The sequence below is a fragment of the Cellulosilyticum sp. ST5 genome, from assembly GCF_046529625.1.
Classification (GTDB): Bacteria; Bacillota; Clostridia; order Lachnospirales; family Cellulosilyticaceae; genus Cellulosilyticum; species Cellulosilyticum lentocellum.
Genome location: NZ_CP132338.1, coordinates 947155 through 967380, shown reverse-complemented (window position 1 = coordinate 967380; position 20226 = coordinate 947155). Strand labels below are relative to the sequence as shown.

Sequence of the window (20226 nt, the reverse complement as noted above, 5' to 3'; positions counted from 1 at the left end):
CCTAGTCAAATTGCAATGCACCTAATGTATAACCCTTTTCTCCTCTTATAAACTGTGGCATTTCCTCTTTTTGAACAATTGCTTTTTGTGCGGCTTGATAAAGCCTAATGATGTGTTCTAACTCCTCACAGTTATAACTAGCACCTTCTATACGGAAATACGTAGCTCCTGCTTTATAAAGCGCCTCTATAAAGGGTAGGTAAGCTAATTCTTTGGTTAATAACATATGATTTCTACCTTTACAATCACGATAAATAGGATGTTCGTACCCCTTATCATCTATTAGGTATAAAATGCCTTTTTTATAATGAGTTTCATCTAATTCAGCTCCTGCTAAAGCTTTTGTATTATCATATAAATCATGTTCCATATACATCACAGCCGGTCTACCATGAACAATGACTTCTACTGGCATGCTGCTTGCCGCTAAAAAGTCTCTTGTATTATAAAGGGGTGATTCAATAGATAAAGTTATACGACCTAAGCCTTGATGCTGGTAAAATTTAGCCATCTCTGCATTATATACATTTAATGAGAAATCCCCTATTAGCTCAAGTCCTAAATGTTTATACTCACCAATAGCACCAAGCTCCGTTATTAAAAGGCCATCTAATCCCAAGTCTTGACTTAAATAATGATGATACACTTTAAAATCTTCTTCGTACATCATACGTGGTAAAGCCAAATAAATTTTACTACCTGTTTTACGTGTCGTAAGGTCCTTTATTTGTGCTACTGAAAAAGGTTTACTTGGCTCATACGTATCTCCTGCTAAGTAAATATGTTCTACACCTAAGCTCAGTGCTAATACTGCACTCTCATAATCATTAACACGAATCGTCAGTTCAGGTCCTTTAGTTATTGCTTGGTTTCCTGTTAAAACTTCTCTAATAACCTGCAAACGTTCCTCTTTCATTTCGATTTCTTCTACTGGCTGGCTAAACACTTTACCTGTGCTGTAGAATTTACCAGTTCCTTCATAACGTCTATTAATATTTTGAAGTCCTGGCTTACCAAAAGCATAAGCTGTTGATAAATCTCTATTACGATTTGCTTTTAGCTGTGCTAAATCCTGTTCTCGGTTGTAATCAATGGGGTCTTGTATATAACGATCTATGGCTTCACTATAAGCCTTAATAATGGTTGCTAAGTAATCCATACTACGCATACGTCCCTCTATTTTAAAGGAAACAACGCCTGCATCAATTAATTCAGGAATATGGCTATACATGGCCATATCTTTTACCGCTAAAGGATAAGTTGTATCATAAAGCTTGTTGTCTTTTATGGCTTTGTACCCCCAACGACAAGGCTTCATGCAACGTCCTCTGTTACTACTTTGTCCAAAAATCATCCCTGAATAAGTACATTGTGCCCCATGGGCAATACACATGTCACCATGAACAAAATATTCAAATTCCATATCTGTTTGAACATGTAGGGCCTTAATTTGAGCTAGAGACATTTCTCTAGACGCTACTATTCTCGTTACACCTAGATTTCTTAGGGTTTTAATCATAGGTAAATTGTGAACATTCATCATAACTGATGCATGAATAGTTAAATCAAGCTTCATCTCTTTTATTTTCTCTATTAAGCAAACATCTTGCACAATAAGTGCATCTGGTCCCACTTCGTTTAGAAAGACCAAATAATCTTCTATATGCTTAAGATCCTCTTGACTTAATAAATTGTTAACTGTAATATAGACCTTCTTATTTAAAGCATGGGCCATTTCCACGGCCTGTCTTATTTCTTCCTGTGTAAAATTAAAATCTTTACGATGCATACGCATATTAAAGTTCTTGCCACCAAAATAAACGGCATCTGCACCGGTTTGAATGACTTCCTTAAAAATTTCAAAGTTTCCTGCTGGTGCTAGGAGCTCTACCTCTTGACCATTAAAAAACCTACTCATCTTACCGCCTCTTTCTTAGCATTTTTCGTCTCAGATTTTTGACCTAAGTCAACTCATTATGCTATGTTTGCATCTAACTGTCAATATTTATTCCCTTATCCTTTATTTTAAATATTTATCTTGACTTTTATTTATTTTACTAGATAAAAATCAAGATAAATATTTATTTTACTTTTTTAAGTTGTTTCACTTCAAACAGAAATTTATCTGTAAATTTTATTGGTATTTATCTTTAAACAATAGTATAATAAACATAAAGAGGTGATAATTATGTTAATTAAGAATATCATGATTCCTGTAAGTGATTTAACCACTTTGAGGATGACACATACCGCTAAAGAAGCACTAGAAGTCATTGATTCAAAAGCCCTTCTTTCTTTACCTGTGGTGGATGGTAAACAGTTTGTAGGTATTATTTCTAAACGCTATATCCTAGAAGAATATTTTAATAGTGAAGAAGATAAGGCCACTTTTTTAAAACGTCCTATATCTGATTTTATGAAAACTAAAATTCAATGCTTATCCTCTGAAGATTTAGTAGAAGAACCTATTAAACTTCTTTGCAATCGCAATATTCAATTCATCCCCGTTGTAGATGAAGCTGGTCATTTTGCTGGTATTGTGACACATAAAGCTGTTTTTGCTACTTTTAAAAATGCTTTGGGTATAGGTTATACCAGGTTAGCTATTACCACCCCTGATGTTAAAGGCCGCTTAGCCAAGCTTACCGAACTCATTGCTAGAGAAAAAGGGAATATCATCAGTATTGTTCAACTCGATCCTGAAGTCATGCATTTAAAAGAACTTATTATTCGAGTTGAAGCTGAAAATGTCCAAAAACTAGTTAAAGTGTTAAATGAAAATGGATTTACAGTAAGACGTGTTGACTAATGCATTATCAAATCAAAAGAGTTCCCCAATCAGGATTTTACTTTGTCCTTATTGAGGGAGCTCTTTTGATTATTTCATATTCATTTCCACAAAAACATCTATTTTGAGTTAATCATAAAATCTGCGGCTACTTTTAAACCGTAAGCTGGTTCAGCCATTAAAACGGCTCTATTAATAGCTTTCGCCATTACTTTGGCTGCTAATGTGCCTACTACATTTATATCTGCGGCTACTTCACCTACTGACATTGCATAAACACTATCACCATCGGCTGTGGTATGCACTGGACAAATGGTTTTTGCTAAGCCATTTTGAGCCATAGCTGCAATCTTAGTCATTTGCACCTTATTAAAGGCTCCATTCGTTATAATGACTCCTAAAGTCGTATTCCCTGTGAATAAGTTTTTCTGCTGGGTAGCTTCTTTATAAAGCATTTCTTCTGTATTTAAAAAGGCGGTTTGCTCTTCATTTAATAAACCTGCTAAAATAGCCCCGGATACCTCATCCTTCACATCGCCCAAGGCATTCACAGCCACCAAAGCACCTACTTTTAAGTCTCCTAGCTCCACGGCATACATGCCTATACCAGATTTCATCATACCAGAAACCCCTTTATATTTACCTACTGTAGCACCAGTTCCAGCACCTACATTACCTTCTCTAGGCTCATTTAACTCGGCTGCAAGGCATGCTGCATAGCCCATTTCTACATCAGGTCTTGCCTGAGTATCCCCTACTTGAAGATCAAATAAGCAGGAAGTACTTACTAAAGGTACCTTAGTTACACCTACATCAAAACCAATCCCCCTGTCTTCTAAGTAGCTCATCACGCCACCTGCAGCATCTAAGCCAAAAGCACTACCACCACTTAAAAGCACTGCATGAATTTTATCACAAGCTGCTAAAGGATTAAGAAGCTGGGTTTCTCTTGAAGCAGGTCCTCCGCCGCGTATATCTATACCTGTTGGAGCTCCTTGCTCACAAATAATGACAGTGCAACCAGTAGCAGCTACTTGATTATCTGCATGACCTATTTTAATATTTTCTATTTCCGTTAATTCAATAACTTTCATCATTCACACCCTACTTTATATCACATGATTTTTCTTAAGTGGCACACAAACACCTGTAGCCAATACACCAGCTGCCACCATTTCTAATACACCATTAACCCCAATAATATACATAAAAATCTCCTGTACTGGTATGGCTTTAAAAAATAAACTTAAGCATCCTAATACAAGAATGGTATGTACAGCTGTTGAAATGCATGCACTAATAGTGAAGTTAATAGCCTGCTTCTTCAAAACCTTAAATAACAGTTTATTTAAAATAGCTGGCAATATACCTAAAATCACTCGAGGTCCAATACACATAACAAGGGAAGCTAGTGGCATTCCACTTGCAAAAGGTGAAAAAACTAGATCTGCTGGATTAGGTGAAGTAGCTGCTTTAAGCATACTCACTAAGCCAAAAACTAAACCTAAAACACCACCATAGGTTGCTCCTAACATAAGCGAACCAATAATAACAGGAATATGCATTAAAGTGATGGATATTGGGGGAATGGATATAAATCCAAGAGGGGTGCATCCAAGTACCACCAATAGGGCTGCTAGTAATGCCAGCCTTGTAAATTGTGTAGTCTTTTTTGTTGTATTCATTTTTTTCTCCTTACTGCCGCTTATAAATAATGCAGCGTATCATAAATTTATATGACTGCTCAACGCAGAAATATATCAGGCTTGGCTCATCACTATTAGTGAAATCTATTAAAATAGTATCTCCTTATAGGATGCTTCAAAATAAATATTTTTTATTATAACATATTTTTATGTTTCATCAACTTTTCTTTTATTGTATAAAAACCCAAGAACTATTGTTCTTGGGTTAATGAATACGTTGTATGTTGTTTCTTACTTTTTCTAAAAGCTAATAGCTTACTCACAATCCAAACAACTACTAATGTCACTAAAGTAGCTACTAAAAATGCCCAAAAAAAGGCTTTATAATCCTCATTACCACCACTTAAAAGGTTAATGAGCTTAGTCAACATATCAACTGACCATTTGATATGTGCGGGTAATAATACAATAACATCACATAAAATCATCATTGTAAAGACAATAATATGCATTAAGCCTAGTGACTTAAAAACCTTAACCAAATAGAAGTTGCCTAATTTACTTTTACCAAATTCTTGTTCTTCGTCCATCTCTATTCCCCCTCATTTCTCCCTCTACTACGTAATTCCATTATACGTCAAAATAATAGTAAGGTCAAAGCAAACTATCTAAATAGTTGTAATTATTGTATTATTATTCCCCTATTAATTCAATTAATGTAATTTCTGGTGGATTAAATAAACGAGGAGGGATGACCTCAGCGGATAAACCTCTACTTACAACTAAGTTGAATCCCTCTTCTTTATATAAGCCACCTACATAATCTGGAAAAAGCTTTTGGTTAGCAGCAAAAAAACCATTACTAAAATAAGGTATGCGAATAATACCCCCGTGGGTATGCCCTGCAATCACAAGGTCAAAAGGTAGTTCCTTGTAAACACCTACCAAATCTGGCCTATGGCTTAAAAGAATCTTATAGCCTTCTTCATGCTCTAGTTCTTTAAAAGCCATCTTTGCTTCTATTTCCCATATACTTTCCTCCTCAAACCCTGCCACATCATCTAATCCTGCTAAAATAACCTTGTTCCCTTTTACATGAAGGACCTTATATTCTCGCTCTAAAACAGTGACCTGATAGTTCCGCATAAATGCTTTAATTTCCTTGATCTGTCCAGACCAATATTCATGATTTCCTGTTACATAGTACATAGGAGCCACTCCTTGAAGTCCCTCTAAAAGTAATTCCATTCCTGTAATAGGGGCTTCATCATCTATCATATCTCCTACCATTACAATAATATCTGGCTTTGCTTTTTTAATTTTATCAATTAAATCCTGCTGCTGATGCCCATAAATATGACTATGCAAGTCTGCTAAAGTAACAAGACGTAATTTTGTTTCAGAATCAAGTTTAGAGGTTTCAAACACATAGTGGCGAATCACTAAGCCATGATAAAAAGCTAGGGTAACTATCATTAATACGAGTATCAAAATACTCCTTTTGAGATAGAGCTTGGTTTTGTGCTTCATAGTAACCCCTCCTTTGTTTCTTATCTATAGTATGTACTATTTTAGCTCGAAATTACCTCTTTTCTTTCATTTCAAATTTTTATTTAGCTTTTATAATCTTTCCATCTTCTAAAGTACAATGACTGGCTTCTAAGTAAAGTGCTGGTCTAATCCCCACTCCTGCTTGTGCTGCATACTCTGTATAAATCACTTCACCTGAAGGTCCTACTGTACATACTAAACTACTACTCTCTCCTGCTGGTGTCCTAAGCCACCACATATGATAACCACCTGTTTGACTTTTTATATCCTTATACCAACCTGATTGATCCTTTTCAATGGCTTCTTCTGTAGGATTCGTTTTAATGGGAATACCCTGAGTATATAGATAGCCTTCTACTTCTTCTAAAGATAATAAAAACACTTTATCACTTAATGTTTCATAGTAAGCTTTACTACTATTTAACAAGCAATCTTCTATACTGACGCGTTCAAAGTGAAAAAGTTCTTTTCCCCCAGTTTTCCTGCCTTGCTCCAAGGTTCCTAATATATTTTTGTAAGAGGTTGTTTGAATTAAGGCCTGTTCTTCTTTTGTAAACTCATAAAGAAAGCCATAAGTCTTATCATAAGCATTAGCACCATCTAAAAATGCATTAGCAGCTGGCCCTTGTCCTTTATAACTTACTGTTTTTCCACCACTATTTAACCATGTACGTAAGTTAGAATTTGCCCAGTCATTGCTCCCTTTCATTTGTCTTAATTCTTCCTTTGTATAATTTTGACCAGGTGCTTCTTTTTCTTTTTTACCATCGAAAATGGTTCCATTACTAGCCTTGTTATAATTCCCACTTTCTGCACCATCAAAAGCCTTTAATGTCAATATTTTCTCAGATAATAATAACGGGTTCCCCTTACTGTCCTTATGAATCACAAGCCACTCGATTGGCTCATTATGATAGACCCCAAAAGTAACTTTACTACCTACCTCTATATCTAACGATTGAACTGGCTCCGCTTGTGTTGTAGGTGTTACCTTTTCTTGATTATCTGGTTCCTGAGTAACCATAGCTATTTGATTTTGCGTATTTCCCTGCTCATTATTCTTCTCAGTGGGGACCAAAGTCTCCACTGGTGCCGGGGTAACTTGAGCTTCTCCTAGAGGCGTTTCTAATGGCTGATTAGAAGCCTGCACATGAGCTGTAGGTGTTTTTAATGCTTTGTCCTGTTGCTTTTCTACCAAGGCCTCTACTTGAGGCTCCTTTACCATGGCCACTCGAATAGCATTCAAATTATACGCAATAATGATAAGTATCATACCTATTAATCCAACTGCTAAAAATTTCAATCCCTTTTTATAAACGGTATGCTTTCCTAATCCTTTAGATACAATAGGATGAGCTTGTTGTGGCAACAGCTGTTCTTCTAACAAACCTTTAATTGTGATACTTAAACTTTCAATATGGGTCTCTCTATTTCCATCAAAAGCATTAAGCCAATGATTAGCTGATAAAAAGTATTCCATTGAGTCAGATGGACTAACATTTTCAATTCTAAAATTAATAATCTTTAAACGTTTACTAACCGCCCTTTCTACTTCTCTTAATACTTGCGGAGATTCGTTAGAAGCCGCGGAAAAAATTAATACTAAAACGCGGCTAGTTTCAATCCCTCTAATAATTTGTTCTCCCCATTCTTTGCCTGGTTGAATATTTCGTGGTGCCATCCAACAAGAAATACCTCTTTTTTCTAGTTGCTCACATACTTTATTAGCTTCTATCTTATTTTTTGAAGAGTAAGAAATAAATACGTCTTGCATCTTCTGCCCCCTAAATTAACTAAATTATTATTATATTTAAATTTTACCACATTCATCATACCTTTGTCCCCTTTTATGAACAATCGACGCTTTTACTTATAGCTTAAGTCTCACAAAATATAAATAAGCTGTTACACAGGTCATTTATTGACCTCGTAACAGCTTAGGTTTATCAACTACTCATTTTTCTTTACTTTCTTTTTAGGATAAACTAACTCATGGCTCTCTTTAATGAGTTGCCACAATAAACCTTCTGACAAGTCTTCATCTACCACAATAGAATTCCAATGTTTTTTGTTCATATGATAACCAGGTATAATCTGCAAGTACATTTCTCTTAAAAATTGTGCTTTTAACGGCTCACATTTCACATTCACATACAGTTTCCCCTGATGCTTAAAAATAAAAGCAAAGCTTTTATGGTTTTCTCGAATTCTTAGAGCTTGCCATTCTTCATCAAAAGGATAATCTAAATACGCGCCTGGAAGTGTTAAACAAAATTCCTTGATAGCTTCTCTTGGTATCATTTGTTTTCTTTATCTCCTTTCAATGCAAGCTATAAGCTTGAAACAGCTTCTGCTAATACTTTATCAATAGCATCATGAATCACTAGATCTGCTATATCATCTGCAGAGGTAGTACTTTTATTAATAAGGATAAGATGTTTCCCCTTAAAATAATGAATAAGTCCTGCCGCTGGATAAACCACTAAAGAGGTTCCTCCAATAATCAAAGTCTCTGCCATAGCAATAGCACTTACTGCTGCTGAGATAACCTCATCATCTAATCCCTCTTCATACAAAACAACATCAGGCTTTACCACTCCTCCGCACCTTTGGCACTTTGGAATACCTGGAGCTTCTAATAGATAAGCCGCATCATAAAAAGCACCACATTTTAAGCAGTAATTCCTATGAACAGAGCCATGAAGTTCATATACCACCTGACTTCCTGCCATTTGATGTAAGCCATCTATATTTTGTGTAACAATAGCCTTTAGTTTACCCATTTGCTCTAATTTTACTAAAGCCTTATGACATGCATTGGGCTGAGCTTCTGGGTAAATCAGCTTGTCTTTATAAAATTGATAAAAGTCTTCTGGATATTTCACAAAAAAAGTATGAGATACTAGTTGTTCTGGTGTAAAGGTACGATTTAATCGCTCATTAAATAAACCATTGGCACTTCTAAAATCAGGGATCTGAGAAGCAGTCGACACCCCAGCTCCTCCGAAAAATACTATATTATTACTATCTCTTAGAATTTGAGTGAGCTGCTTGATTTTTTCATTCATGAAATCATCTCCAATTAATAGTTTTGCTATGATTATATCACATCTATCCAAAACCATGATTGCTTATATGATTTTATGCCAATTGACTCATTTGTTTTAAATGTACTTTAATAGCACTCATCGGTTCTCGTAAGTCAATAGCCGCTACAAAAATTTGATGTTGATCTAGCATATATTCTTCAATATATGTAGATTCTATAGAAGGATATAGTAATAAACCACTTATTGTTTCTTTAGATTTCATACTATTTTCACGAACTGAGTAAAAAGTTTTCTTCATTTCTTGTAATAAGAAACTCTTATGCTCCGTTGCTTTTTGATTAATAAAGAGCTCTGGATAAAAACAGGTATGTACAAGCATAATCTTACCTTCTCGAAGTAAAATCAAATCGCTATCTACTTCCTCTTCATCCGCTATTTTTTCATAACTCACATCTACACCATGACATTCTGTTTCAAAGAAACGATAAATACACTGCTTGTATAAATGATTAAAAATAACTTCATCTAAATAACCTTTACCGGTATTTGTATCTAAGTGGATTCCTTTAAAAATCATATATCCAATCTGAATTAGCATTTTATAAGGAAATTTGTTCTTCTCGTAGCTTAATTTTCCCCATGCCACACAGTCTAAAGAAATATCTTGTACTTCATGAAATGAAATGAGAAGTCTTTTAAAGTTTTTACGTTGCTGAGAAGCTATACGTCCTCTTTTTAAAATTAAAAGACATAAAGCTTTTAACACTTGATTATAGACGTTATCTACACTAAACTCATCATAGTGACAATAAACTTGTCTACTCACCTGTGTTTTAAGACGTATAGTTTCGTGAATATCAATTTTACCTCTCAGTACTTGCAAGAGTCCTTCACCTTCTACATATTCTTTGTACAGTCCCCTTCTAAATTGTCTTGTGATTCCTTCTAATAAAATAGCTGATAAAAGTGCCTCAATTTGATCAAACGACTCCTCACCTAAAGCCTCGGGGGTGATTTTATTTAAATCACGAAAGCTATAACACAACATATGGTATAAATTAATATTAGGTATTTGTTGTAGCATTTCTCCTTTATGCATACTGCAATGCCCCTCTTAATACCTTTACATAAGTAGAGAACTTCTCATAATTTTCTCCCCAATATTCTTCTAAAAGCGGAACAATTTCACATTCAATAATTTCATAAAGTTCTTCATCACTACCATTATTAAGATCCGAAAAGTAACTGTGTCCTATACGAAAACCTCTTCCTAAAGATTCATCTTGTGTAATAGCTTCATTAATTTGCATAATCACCTGAATCACACGCGAAAGCTTTGTATGTTCAAACTGTTTCATGTACCTTTCAAAATTACCACCAAAAGCTGGATCAATTTCAATAAAACTAAATCGTCTACGTAAAGCATAGTCCATTACCGCTAAACTTCTATCAGCAGTATTCATTAAACCAATAATAAATAAATTACTTGGGATATAAAAACGTTCTTTTGAATACGTTGTTTCTATAGCAAATTTCTTATCTCTTTTATCTGCTTCAATTAAAAGGAGTAATTCTCCAAAAATTTTACTTAAGTTTCCTCTATTAATCTCATCAATAATAAAGAAATAAGGATTTTCCATGTCATCTTTTGCCTTTTGGCAAAAAGTATAAAATAAACCTTTCTCTAGATTAAAGCCTCCTGTTTCATTAGGTCTAAAACCCATAACAAAGTCTTCATACGCATAATTTTGATGAAATTGAATCATTGCAACGCGATCATCGTCCTTTTTACCAATGAGGGAGTAGGCCAGCCTCTTAGCTAAAAAGGTTTTTCCAACTCCAGGTGCCCCTTGTAAAATAATATTCTTTTTGCGATCTAACCTTCTAATCATCTGTACATACTTTTCTTTTGAAATATAAGCTTCTGATAAAAAGTCTTCGCTAGTATAGTTAGTCTTTACTGCCATATAAACAGGGTCTACCGTTTCTGGTTCAACCTTTCGACCAGTATTTTTGGCATAAGGGGACACATAGATTGACTCATTATTTTCTTCTATCATTTATATTTCTCCTTTTATTATAAGTGCTTTAAAGTCATTTTTAAAAATATAATATTTTTAAAATTATATATTATTCATTATATTTTATCATACTGTAGCTACCTTTTATAGTGCTAAAAAACACTAAAGTTTATGATTTACTTTAACAAAAAAAGCCAACCTTAAAGATTGGCTCATTTCACCTATTAGTCTACTTTACTTACGCGTCGCATTCTCCCTTTTATAGGTGTTGTTTGTAATAGTTTAAATACCTTCTCTCCTTTACCATTTAAAATTTCTACATAAGTAGAGATATCTTGAAGGTTAATAATACCGATATCCTCTGCTGTTATTCCTGGTAAATGACATAAGGTTCCCACGATATCTACAGGACGCATTTTAGTTTTTTTGCCTGCATTAATATGCAGCTTCATGATTTCTTGATTTAAAACTTCTCCCTTAGTTTCCTTAAACTGCAAGGGTTGTTTCATTTTTTCTTCGAAGGCTTTTTTAGCACTTGCTATTTCCTCTTCTCTATACGCTGTTCGCATAGGAATTTTCCTCATGGTATAACTTTCAATAGCTGCTAGATTTCTTTTATCCTCTGGCTGGATGAATATAAATGCCTTGCCACTTCTTCCTGCCCTTCCTGTACGTCCCATACGGTGCACATAATTTTCCGCTTGCTCTGGTACATCAAAGTTAATGACATGAGTAATATGGTCAATATCAATCCCTCTAGCCGCTACATCTGTGGCTACTAAATAGCGAAATCGCCCTTTCCTAAAATCCTCCATAACTGCAAAACGTTGTTTTTGTTCCATATCCCCATGTATTTTACCAACACCATAGTTCAAATCATTAAGTCTCTTCCATACCATTTCAACTCGCTCTTTACGATTACAAAAAATAATACAGCTTTCTGGATTTTCCACAATGGTTACTGCCTCTAGTACCGCTAGTTTTGTTTGCTCATGTGTTTCTATTCCAATTTCCTCAATATTATTAGGCTTTGATAAGTCAGTAGTTATATGAATGGTTTTAGGTGTCCTAAGATACTTTTCACACAACTGCTGGATATGAGGTGCCATAGTAGCAGAAAATAATAAGGTAACACGATTCAAAGGAAGCGCCGCTATAATGCTTTCTACTTGATCAATAAACCCCATGCGTAGCATTTCATCAGCTTCATCAATCACCAAATAACTTATATGCGATGCTTCTAACGTACCTCTTTCTAGATGATCTAAAACACGTCCAGGTGTCCCTACTACTACATGTGTTTTTTGGCTCAATTCTTTTTGTTGCACCTCAAAAGGTGCTTTGCCATACAAGCCTACTGCTTTAATTCTCTTAAATCGACCTATCTGAAAAAAATCCTCTTTTACTTGAATAGCTAGTTCTCTTGTTGGCGTTAAAACCAAAGCCTGGGGTTTATTTTCTTCCCATATGACTTCCTGACAAATAGGAATAGCAAAGGCTGCTGTTTTTCCACTTCCTGTTTGTGACTGAACAATTAAATCCTGCTTTCTTAAGACTTCAGGAATAACCCGTTCTTGCACTGGTGTAGGCTTATTAAAGCCTAATAACGTAGCGGCTTTTAATAAGCTTTTTTCTAATCCGTAGTTTTTAAATGACATGCTCTTCTTCCTTCTCTATAGGTTAATCCTCAAATTCCGTAATCATTTCTTTCATCATGAAAGTTAGTTCTCCTGCATCTAATACACGTTCTGCCCAAGAATGACTTTTATTTTCTCCGTCAAAATAAAGGACTTCATCAAATAGATATTCTCCCTCGATATATCTAATAAGCATCCCATAAATCATATGGTTACCTAGTTCTAATTCTCCCATATCCACTTCCTTACCTTTTTTAGACCTACCATTAAATAGCTGTAATTGCCCTTCATATACGACTGCAAATGAAACAAATAATCCATGAGTTTCATCCTCTTCTAGATAATGATGAATCCTATTTAACTTTTGCTCTATAGACATATGAGCTGCTAATAGCTCATAGCGGTTCATATAATGTTTACCATCATCCTCATCTTCAAAAGTAAAAATCAAAGCTGCTTCTTCACAATCTGCCAATCTTATCATACCATCAAAATCATAAGTGTCTTCTTTAAAGTTCAAGGCTTCTATTTCACCTTGCATCTGTTCTTTCTTCATTGCTTGTCTCTCACTTTCTTTTACTTCTATCATCATTTAACTGATACTTTTCATTTTATCTTATTTAATGATCACATTTGTCCACTTTGGCTTTGCCCACCTGCTCCACCTTGCTCCTTTAAAAAGCCACTTACAAGGCGGTCTATCTTAGGAAAGAAAAAATCCATTAAAGGGCCTAAAAAAGCAATACATAGTACAGTCCCTATACCGATAACACCACCTAAGCTCATTCCTAATACCATATAAATGATATCAACACTCATGCGAATAATGGTATAGGATTTCTTTAAGCGCTTTACTAAAGCTAAGTAAATTAAATCATTAGGCGCCACACCTATCTCTGAACTTTTTAAAATAGGAAAACCTATAGATACAATGACACAGGCCATCATAAAAATGATTATTTTGATACTTAGAGAATAGCTACTAAGTGCCAAAGGGTTTAATAGCTTTAAAACACCATCTAGTACAATACCTGCACCTATGATACATAAAAAAGTTCCTATTTTAATTTGTTTTCGATCCAAGAGAAAAAGGGCGCCTAAAAAGATAAGCGTCAATAACCTATTAGCTGTTCCAGGAGAAACAGTTAGCGCCCTAGCTACTCCTTGTGTAAATGAAGTAAATGGATCTGAACCTAAATTTAAACTTAAAAATAAAGCTACCCCCACTTGAATAACGATTAATCCTACAAACCAAACCATCATCTGCTTCGCAATTTGTTTGTTTTTCACTTTTCTATTCTCCCTGTTTTATCTCTATCACCATGAACGATCAAGCCTTTAAAATGACATGGCACTTAATAAATCTAATTGATTAGATTCTGTTAAATCACCTAATATACCTAGTTCTGACATTTTATCTGTCACTGTCTTACTTACTTTAGCACGATTTCTAAAGTCTTCTTTGGATAAAAATGGACCATCTTTAACTGCTTCTACTACAGCTTCTGCTGCTTTTTCTCCTAGACCATCTATTGAACTTAACGAAGGCATAATCTTCCCATCAATAATTTGGAATCTCTTGTCATCTGCTCTAGTTATATCTATTGGCATAAACTCAATCCCCCTTGCATACATCTCTTGAACAATACGCATATCCTTTAAAGTATCTTGCTCTTTCGCTGATTGATTTTCTTTTCCCTTAAGCATGAGCTCCTTCATATGATATTCTAAACGTTCTTTCCCTAAACACATGGTCTCATAAGAAAAAGCTGACGCACGAATACTAAAGAAAGCGGTGTAATAAGCAAGTGGATAAAAAATCTTATACCAAGCAATACGCCAAGCCATCATAACATACGCTGCCGCATGGGCCTTAGGGAACATATATTTAATTTTTTTACAAGACCAAATATACCAATCAGGTACGCCATTTTCTAGCATAGCTTCTTCCCATTCTGGTTTTAAGCCCTTCCCTTTACGTACACTTTCCATAATAGTAAAGGATAGTCCCTTATCCATTCCTTGATTAATTAAATAAGTCATAATATCGTCACGGGTACAAATAACAGTCGAAATGGTTCCTCTGCCTTCTTCAATCAAGGTTTGAGCATTACCTAGCCACACGTCTGTACCGTGAGATAACCCAGAAATACGCACTAGGTCTGAAAAGCTTTGAGGCTTTGCATCTAATAACATCTGAATAACAAAGTCTGTTCCAAACTCTGGAATTCCTAAAGAACCTAGCTTAATTCCCCCAATATCTTCTGGCTTAATGCCTAAAGCCGTCGTACTATGAAAAAGTGACATAACGTCCTTATCATCTAACTTAATCGTCTTTGCATCTATACCTGTCAAATCCTCAAGGCGACGAATCATGGTAGGATCATCATGGCCTAGAATATCTAGTTTTAATAGATTATGGTCGATGGAGTGATACTCAAAGTGAGTGGTAATAATCGGTGTCGTTACATCATTTGCAGGATGCTGCACAGCTGTAAATTCATAAATATCACGGTCATGTGGTACTACAATAATCCCTCCTGGATGTTGCCCTGTGGTACGTTTAACCCCTGTACACCCTTCTGCAATACGCTTCATTTCTGCTCTTCTCTTGTGAATATCGCGCTCTTCATAGTACTTATAAACATAAGCAAAAGCTGTTTTTTCTGCTAGCGTACCTATTGTTCCTGCTCTAAAGGCTTTCCCCTCTCCAAAGATAACTTCTACATACTTATGGGCTTTCGCTTGGTAATCTCCAGAGAAGTTAAGGTCAATATCTGGCTCTTTATCACCTTTGAAACCAAGAAAGGTTTCAAAAGGAATATCATGGCCTTCTTTTAAAAGTTCATGACCACACTTAGGACAAGTAGCATCTGGCATATCGCATCCTGAACGTCCTGCATAAGCACGTACTTCTTCGGATTCAAAATCCACATAGTAGCACTGTGGACAAATATAATGTGGTGCTAGTGGATTAACCTCTGTAATACCTGACATCGTTGCTGCAAAAGAAGACCCTACAGATCCCCTTGAACCTACAAGGTAACCATGGTCATTAGAATCCCATACTAATTTTTGAGCAATGATATACATTACAGCAAAACCATTAGAAATAATGGAATTAAGCTCTCTTTCTAATCGCTCTACTACAACTGGATGTAATTCTGGTCCATAAATCTCATGGGCCTTATCGTAACAAATCTGCGTCAGGGTAGCATCTGAATCTGGAATTTCTGGTGGACATTTATAAGGCAACACTGGAGAAATCTTTTCAATTTGTTCATTAATCAGCTGCGTATTGGTAATAACCACTTCTTTCGCTTTCTCACTTCCTAAATATTTGAATTCTTCTAGCATTTCTTCTGTGGTACGTAAATAAACAGGTGGCTGATCATCAGCATCTTTAAAGCCTTTGCCTGCCATAATAATACGCCTATAGATTTCATCTTCTGGGTCTAAAAAGTGAACATCACAAGTAGCCACTACAGGCTTATTATAGTGCTCCCCTAGTTCTACAACACGCTTATTATACTGTCTTAAGTCTTCTTCTGTCTCAGCTGCATATTTATCACTTCTGAGCATAAAACTATTATTTCCAATCGGCTGAATTTCAAGATAATCATAAAAGCTTACTAATCTGGCCAGTTCAGTTTCTTCTTTTTCTCTTAAAATAGCTTGAAAGATTTCACCCGCTTCACAAGCTGAACCAATAATAAGTCCTTCTCTATGCTTTTGAATGAGACTTTTTGGCATACGTGGTCTACGATTAAAATAATCTAAGTGAGATGCTGATACTAAACGATTCAGATTAATACGTCCTATTTCATTCTTCACTAAAATAACCCCATGATAAGTAGGTAACTTCTTAATATAATCTGGTGAAATCTCTACCATATCATTAATAGCATCTAGGGTTGTAACACCTTTTTCCTGTAGCATCTCTATAAAGCGTACAAAGATTTCACCTGTAGCTGTCGCATCATCTACCGCTCTATGGTGATTTTCTAAGCTAATATCTAAATGCTTGGCCACGTTGTTTAACTTAAAATTACCTAAGTGTGGCATTAAAATACGTGCTAGTGCTACCGTATCCATTACTGTAAAGTCTGCTGCTAGGCCCTGCTCTTTGGCATTTGCTTCTATAAAACTCATATCAAAGTCAGCATTGTGGGCTACCATGACACATCCCTCACAAAAAGCTAAAAATTGTGGTAATAGCACTTCTATGGTTTCTGCCTCCATAACCATCCTATCATTGATTCCTGTTAATTTCTCAATTTGATAAGGAATAGGCACTTTAGGATTGACGAATTCACTAAAGGTATCTACAATTTGACCACCTACGACTTTAACCGCCCCTATTTCTATGATACGGTTCATTTTAGGGCTAAATCCTGTGGTTTCTAAGTCAAAAACCACATAACTCTCCATTAGGCTTTGGTTTTTAGAATTCGTCACGACTTCCTTTAAGTCATCTACAAAGTATGCTTCTACACCATAAATCACTTTAAAAGGCTCATCCTTTGACACACAATGATTCGCAATAGGAAAAGCTTGAAGACAGCCATGATCAGTAATGGCAATTGCTGGCATTCCCCATGCTTTGGCACGGTCAATCATCTGATGAATATCGACTACACTATCCATATCACTCATCATGGTATGGAGGTGTAATTCTACACGTTTTTCCTCACTGGTATCCATACGTTTGGTTGTAAAATCAGGAATAGCTTTAATGCCTTTAATAGAAGCAATGCCTATTTCTCTATCAAATTTATCAAAAAGCGCCATTCCTTTAAGACGATAAAATCCACCTTTTTTAAGCTTACCTAATACATCGCCTAATTCATCATTTTTAACAAAGAGTTTAGCGGTTATGGTATCTGTAAAGTCTGTTATATCAAACATAATAATGGTTTTTTCCATACGAATCTCTCTTGTATCAATACTTAAGACTTTACCACGGATAACGACTTCTCCAATTTCATCTACTAATTCTTCAATTGGAGTTAAATCACCTTCACATTCACGTCCATAAAAAACATCTGGATCAAGGGGTACCTTTTTACGTGTCATACGTACTTCTTTTTGTTCTTTCACTTCCGCTGTTTCCTTAGCGCTTTCTCTTACTGTTTCTTCTTCTAGTGGCTGAATTTGGCTCATTACAGAGGTTACTTCTCGTTTTAATTGATTTTGATTTTCCTCTACATAAGCTAGTGGATTACTACTAGCTTTATATTCAAACTGCACACCCAATTGCAACTGAAAGCGTTCCATAAAAATCTTTTCTAGAAAAGGCTTTAAGGGCTCTGTTTTTTTACGTGCCACAAAACTATTATCTATTTCTATAAAAAGCTGCTTGGCGGCTACACGCCAAACGGCATTTTTGACAATTGCATAAACCATTTCGCTTTTTTCTTCTATTTCTAAAAGTAAATTCTGCTTATAAGCTTCTACAATATACGCTGGTGTATACGCTTCTGATAACTCGTAAGATTCTACTAAAGTAATAGAGAGGGGCGCGGTTTTAAAAAGTTGGTCTTTAATGGCCCTCTGCATTTTTAAAAGCATAGGACGATTAAGAAGTTCTTTACTGCTTAAATAAATTTCTAAATGCTCAGTAGCTTGTTCAAATACAACTTTTTTAATCCCTACGGGTTCAAAAAGCTGCTGGAGCTTATCATCTACTTTTAGTTCTGTTAATACTTCAAAAAAAGCTCTTACTTCTGTTTCCATTCTACTCACCTATACCTTCTTTACTAACGCGCTCTTTATCTTTTTTATTATATACTATTTGGTTTAGGGTTAAAAGAGGAGGTTAAGTAACAAAAAAGCAAAGAAGTTCCTAACTACTTCTTTGCTTTTCTATTACTTACTTATAATAAACATCCTTTATTACTATAACTACTGACATACCATTAAATGATTATTTACTTAACAACTGCTCTACTTCCTCTTTATTTGCCTCCATATATTGGTCAAAAGATTGATGAGCAGCTTCTATTTTAGAAGCCAAATCATATAAAAAAGCAGGTAATTGGTCCTCCTGAACTTCTCCTATTAACTCCCCTAAATGAGTCTCCCCTACTGTACACTTTCCTTTCATATACACATCATAAATACCTGTTAATACACCATCTATTTTCTTCTTGTTACCCACTAAACCAATACCTGCAATCTGGTGTACACCACAAGAGTTAGGACAACCGGAAATATAAATAGGCGGCAAGCTTTCTTTGATATTACCTTTTGCTTTAAAATAATCTACTATAGCTCTTAATGCCTTTTGACTTTCTAATATACCCATTTGACAGATAGGAACACCTATACAAGATCTGGTTTGTTCTACCCCTAACAAGTAGTTATCTGCATCCAAAGCCTCCGCTACTTGCTGCACTTCTTCACCATTTAAATGAACTAAATAAAAACCTTCACCCATGGATAATCTGACATGAACATCTGTCATTGGTTCAATCAGATTAGAAATCTTTCTAAGAAGCCTGTAATCTAATTGTCCCCCTAAGGGATGAAAATAGTAACTGTAAAGACCTTCTTGCTTTTGTGATGTAATAGCTATATGATTTATTTCTACTCTTTTACCTACTTTTGTGTACTTAGGCATCTCCGGAGAAAAATCTAATCCCCCTTTTACTTTAGCAGCCTCAAAATATTTCCAAAAGCAGTTGACAAAAGCTTCATCTCCCATACGATCTGCAATATATCTGACCCGTGCCTTATGATGATGCTCATAATCTCCTTCATGAGTAAAGAGCTGTACCATGGCTTCTAGCGCATATAACGCTTCTTCTGCTGGTAGTAATCTATCCACTGGAATACCTTTTCTTGGATTACGCCCTAATCCACCTCCTAGATAAAGCTTGAAATAAGGCTTGTTATCTTTTAATGTTGCTACAAATCCCATATCTTGTACTGTAGCTTGAGAACCATCTGCCTTATCACTGGTAAAAGAAACCTTTAATTTCCTAGGTAAATGATAGGTATTAATACGCTTCAGGAAATACCCATTAGCTGCCATAGCATAAGGTACCACATCAAACGCTTCTTCCTTCATTAATCCCGCTAACGGGCTCATTGCTACATTTCTAGGATAATTACCACCTGCTCCTCTTGTGTAAAGGTTATATTCAAGACCTTCCTCCATCACCTTACAAACATTATCTAAACTTAGCTCATGAAACTGAATAGCTTGTCTTGTAGTCAAATGAATCATAGGAACTGCATAGCGTTCTGCTAAATTGCATATGGCCACTAATTGTTCTTTTCCTAAAACACCTGATAAAATGCGTAAACGAATCATAAAATGCTTACCATCCCGGTGAGCATAAACACCAAAGCCACCTGAGACTTTTTTAAAATCCATTTTGCCAAGCTCGCCCTTTAAAAAAGCTTCACCTTTTGCTTTAAACTCAGGGATTTCTTCTAAAAGAATTTGTCTTAAGTTCCTCATTATTCAACTCCTTTTACAATTTTTTCTTAAATAATAGAATGCCTCATAAAGACCGTTTTCATGTA

The 20226-nt window shown here is 35.4% G+C and carries 16 protein-coding genes; 1 reads left to right on the top strand and 15 read right to left on the bottom strand.

Annotated elements, in window-relative coordinates; genetic code table 11:
* Position 1 precedes the first annotated feature (1 nt).
* Positions 2-1918: a peptidase U32 family protein gene (locus tag QTL86_RS04780; RefSeq protein ID WP_410496671.1), complete on the bottom strand. Its 1917-nt coding sequence runs from the start codon at positions 1916-1918 to the stop codon at positions 2-4.
* Between the two features lie 270 nt (positions 1919-2188).
* On the opposite strand from QTL86_RS04780, the gene QTL86_RS04775 reads away from it, so the two are divergent.
* Positions 2189-2809 (top strand): CBS domain-containing protein, encoded by a 621-nt coding sequence (locus tag QTL86_RS04775; protein WP_013657509.1) that lies wholly within the window; start codon positions 2189-2191, stop codon positions 2807-2809.
* 98 nt (positions 2810-2907) lie between these two features.
* Here the strand turns inward: QTL86_RS04775 and QTL86_RS04770 are convergent, their stop codons facing one another.
* From QTL86_RS04770 to QTL86_RS04705, 14 genes are all read right to left on the bottom strand, one after another.
* Positions 2908-3882, bottom strand: a complete 975-nt coding sequence (locus tag QTL86_RS04770) for a P1 family peptidase (RefSeq protein ID WP_013657510.1) — start codon at positions 3880-3882, stop codon at positions 2908-2910.
* Between the two features lie 15 nt (positions 3883-3897).
* The gene (locus QTL86_RS04765; protein WP_410496670.1) at positions 3898-4473 is read right to left on the bottom strand and encodes an ECF transporter S component; all 576 of its coding nucleotides are present in this window, start codon (positions 4471-4473) and stop codon (positions 3898-3900) included.
* A 212-nt stretch (positions 4474-4685) separates the two neighbouring features.
* Positions 4686-5024, bottom strand: a complete 339-nt coding sequence (locus tag QTL86_RS04760; RefSeq protein ID WP_013657512.1) for a hypothetical protein — start codon at positions 5022-5024, stop codon at positions 4686-4688.
* Positions 5025-5127: 103 nt separating this feature from the next.
* The gene (locus QTL86_RS04755; RefSeq protein ID WP_410496669.1) at positions 5128-5964 is read right to left on the bottom strand and encodes a metallophosphoesterase; all 837 of its coding nucleotides are present in this window, start codon (positions 5962-5964) and stop codon (positions 5128-5130) included.
* A gap of 79 nt (positions 5965-6043) precedes the next feature.
* Positions 6044-7759, bottom strand: a complete 1716-nt coding sequence (locus tag QTL86_RS04750) for a TIR domain-containing protein (protein ID WP_410496668.1) — start codon at positions 7757-7759, stop codon at positions 6044-6046.
* Positions 7760-7935: 176 nt separating this feature from the next.
* Entirely contained in the window at positions 7936-8286 is a 351-nt protein-coding gene (locus QTL86_RS04745; RefSeq protein ID WP_013657515.1) for an MmcQ/YjbR family DNA-binding protein, read from the bottom strand.
* A 29-nt stretch (positions 8287-8315) separates the two neighbouring features.
* A complete protein-coding gene (locus tag QTL86_RS04740) occupies positions 8316-9053 on the bottom strand; it encodes an NAD-dependent protein deacylase (protein ID WP_410496667.1) in 738 nt (245 codons plus the stop codon).
* 73 nt (positions 9054-9126) lie between these two features.
* On the bottom strand, positions 9127-10134 hold the full coding sequence (locus QTL86_RS04735; RefSeq protein ID WP_410496666.1) for an McrC family protein: 1008 nt from the start codon (positions 10132-10134) through the stop codon (positions 9127-9129).
* Positions 10127-11095 (bottom strand): AAA family ATPase, encoded by a 969-nt coding sequence (locus QTL86_RS04730; protein WP_410496665.1) that lies wholly within the window; start codon positions 11093-11095, stop codon positions 10127-10129. Before QTL86_RS04730 ends, QTL86_RS04735 begins: the two co-directional genes overlap by 8 nt.
* A gap of 185 nt (positions 11096-11280) precedes the next feature.
* Positions 11281-12714: a DEAD/DEAH box helicase gene (locus QTL86_RS04725; RefSeq protein WP_410496664.1), complete on the bottom strand. Its 1434-nt coding sequence runs from the start codon at positions 12712-12714 to the stop codon at positions 11281-11283.
* A 22-nt stretch (positions 12715-12736) separates the two neighbouring features.
* The gene (locus QTL86_RS04720; RefSeq protein ID WP_410496663.1) at positions 12737-13282 is read right to left on the bottom strand and encodes a hypothetical protein; all 546 of its coding nucleotides are present in this window, start codon (positions 13280-13282) and stop codon (positions 12737-12739) included.
* 38 nt (positions 13283-13320) lie between these two features.
* A complete protein-coding gene (locus tag QTL86_RS04715; protein ID WP_410496662.1) occupies positions 13321-13983 on the bottom strand; it encodes a YczE/YyaS/YitT family protein in 663 nt (220 codons plus the stop codon).
* 48 nt (positions 13984-14031) lie between these two features.
* Positions 14032-18438 (bottom strand): PolC-type DNA polymerase III, encoded by a 4407-nt coding sequence (locus QTL86_RS04710; RefSeq protein ID WP_410496661.1) that lies wholly within the window; start codon positions 18436-18438, stop codon positions 14032-14034.
* 181 nt (positions 18439-18619) lie between these two features.
* On the bottom strand, positions 18620-20161 hold the full coding sequence (locus tag QTL86_RS04705) for a nitrite/sulfite reductase (RefSeq protein ID WP_410496660.1): 1542 nt from the start codon (positions 20159-20161) through the stop codon (positions 18620-18622).
* Positions 20162-20226 lie beyond the last annotated feature (65 nt).

What these genes read in the sequence shown, in the direction of transcription:
- QTL86_RS04780 (WP_410496671.1), bottom strand. Translation starts at nt 1,918, where the DNA reads ATGAGTAGGTTTTTTAATGGTCAAGAGGTAGAGCTCCTAGCACCAGCA.
- QTL86_RS04775 (WP_013657509.1), top strand. Translation starts at nt 2,189, where the DNA reads ATGTTAATTAAGAATATCATGATTCCTGTAAGTGATTTAACCACTTTG.
- QTL86_RS04770 (WP_013657510.1), bottom strand. Translation starts at nt 3,882, where the DNA reads ATGAAAGTTATTGAATTAACGGAAATAGAAAATATTAAAATAGGTCAT.
- QTL86_RS04765 (WP_410496670.1), bottom strand. Translation starts at nt 4,473, where the DNA reads ATGAATACAACAAAAAAGACTACACAATTTACAAGGCTGGCATTACTA.
- QTL86_RS04760 (WP_013657512.1), bottom strand. Translation starts at nt 5,024, where the DNA reads ATGGACGAAGAACAAGAATTTGGTAAAAGTAAATTAGGCAACTTCTAT.
- QTL86_RS04755 (WP_410496669.1), bottom strand. Translation starts at nt 5,964, where the DNA reads ATGAAGCACAAAACCAAGCTCTATCTCAAAAGGAGTATTTTGATACTC.
- QTL86_RS04750 (WP_410496668.1), bottom strand. Translation starts at nt 7,759, where the DNA reads ATGCAAGACGTATTTATTTCTTACTCTTCAAAAAATAAGATAGAAGCT.
- QTL86_RS04745 (WP_013657515.1), bottom strand. Translation starts at nt 8,286, where the DNA reads ATGATACCAAGAGAAGCTATCAAGGAATTTTGTTTAACACTTCCAGGC.
- QTL86_RS04740 (WP_410496667.1), bottom strand. Translation starts at nt 9,053, where the DNA reads ATGAATGAAAAAATCAAGCAGCTCACTCAAATTCTAAGAGATAGTAAT.
- QTL86_RS04735 (WP_410496666.1), bottom strand. Translation starts at nt 10,134, where the DNA reads ATGCATAAAGGAGAAATGCTACAACAAATACCTAATATTAATTTATAC.
- QTL86_RS04730 (WP_410496665.1), bottom strand. Translation starts at nt 11,095, where the DNA reads ATGATAGAAGAAAATAATGAGTCAATCTATGTGTCCCCTTATGCCAAA.
- QTL86_RS04725 (WP_410496664.1), bottom strand. Translation starts at nt 12,714, where the DNA reads ATGTCATTTAAAAACTACGGATTAGAAAAAAGCTTATTAAAAGCCGCT.
- QTL86_RS04720 (WP_410496663.1), bottom strand. Translation starts at nt 13,282, where the DNA reads ATGATAGAAGTAAAAGAAAGTGAGAGACAAGCAATGAAGAAAGAACAG.
- QTL86_RS04705 (WP_410496660.1), bottom strand. Translation starts at nt 20,161, where the DNA reads ATGAGGAACTTAAGACAAATTCTTTTAGAAGAAATCCCTGAGTTTAAA.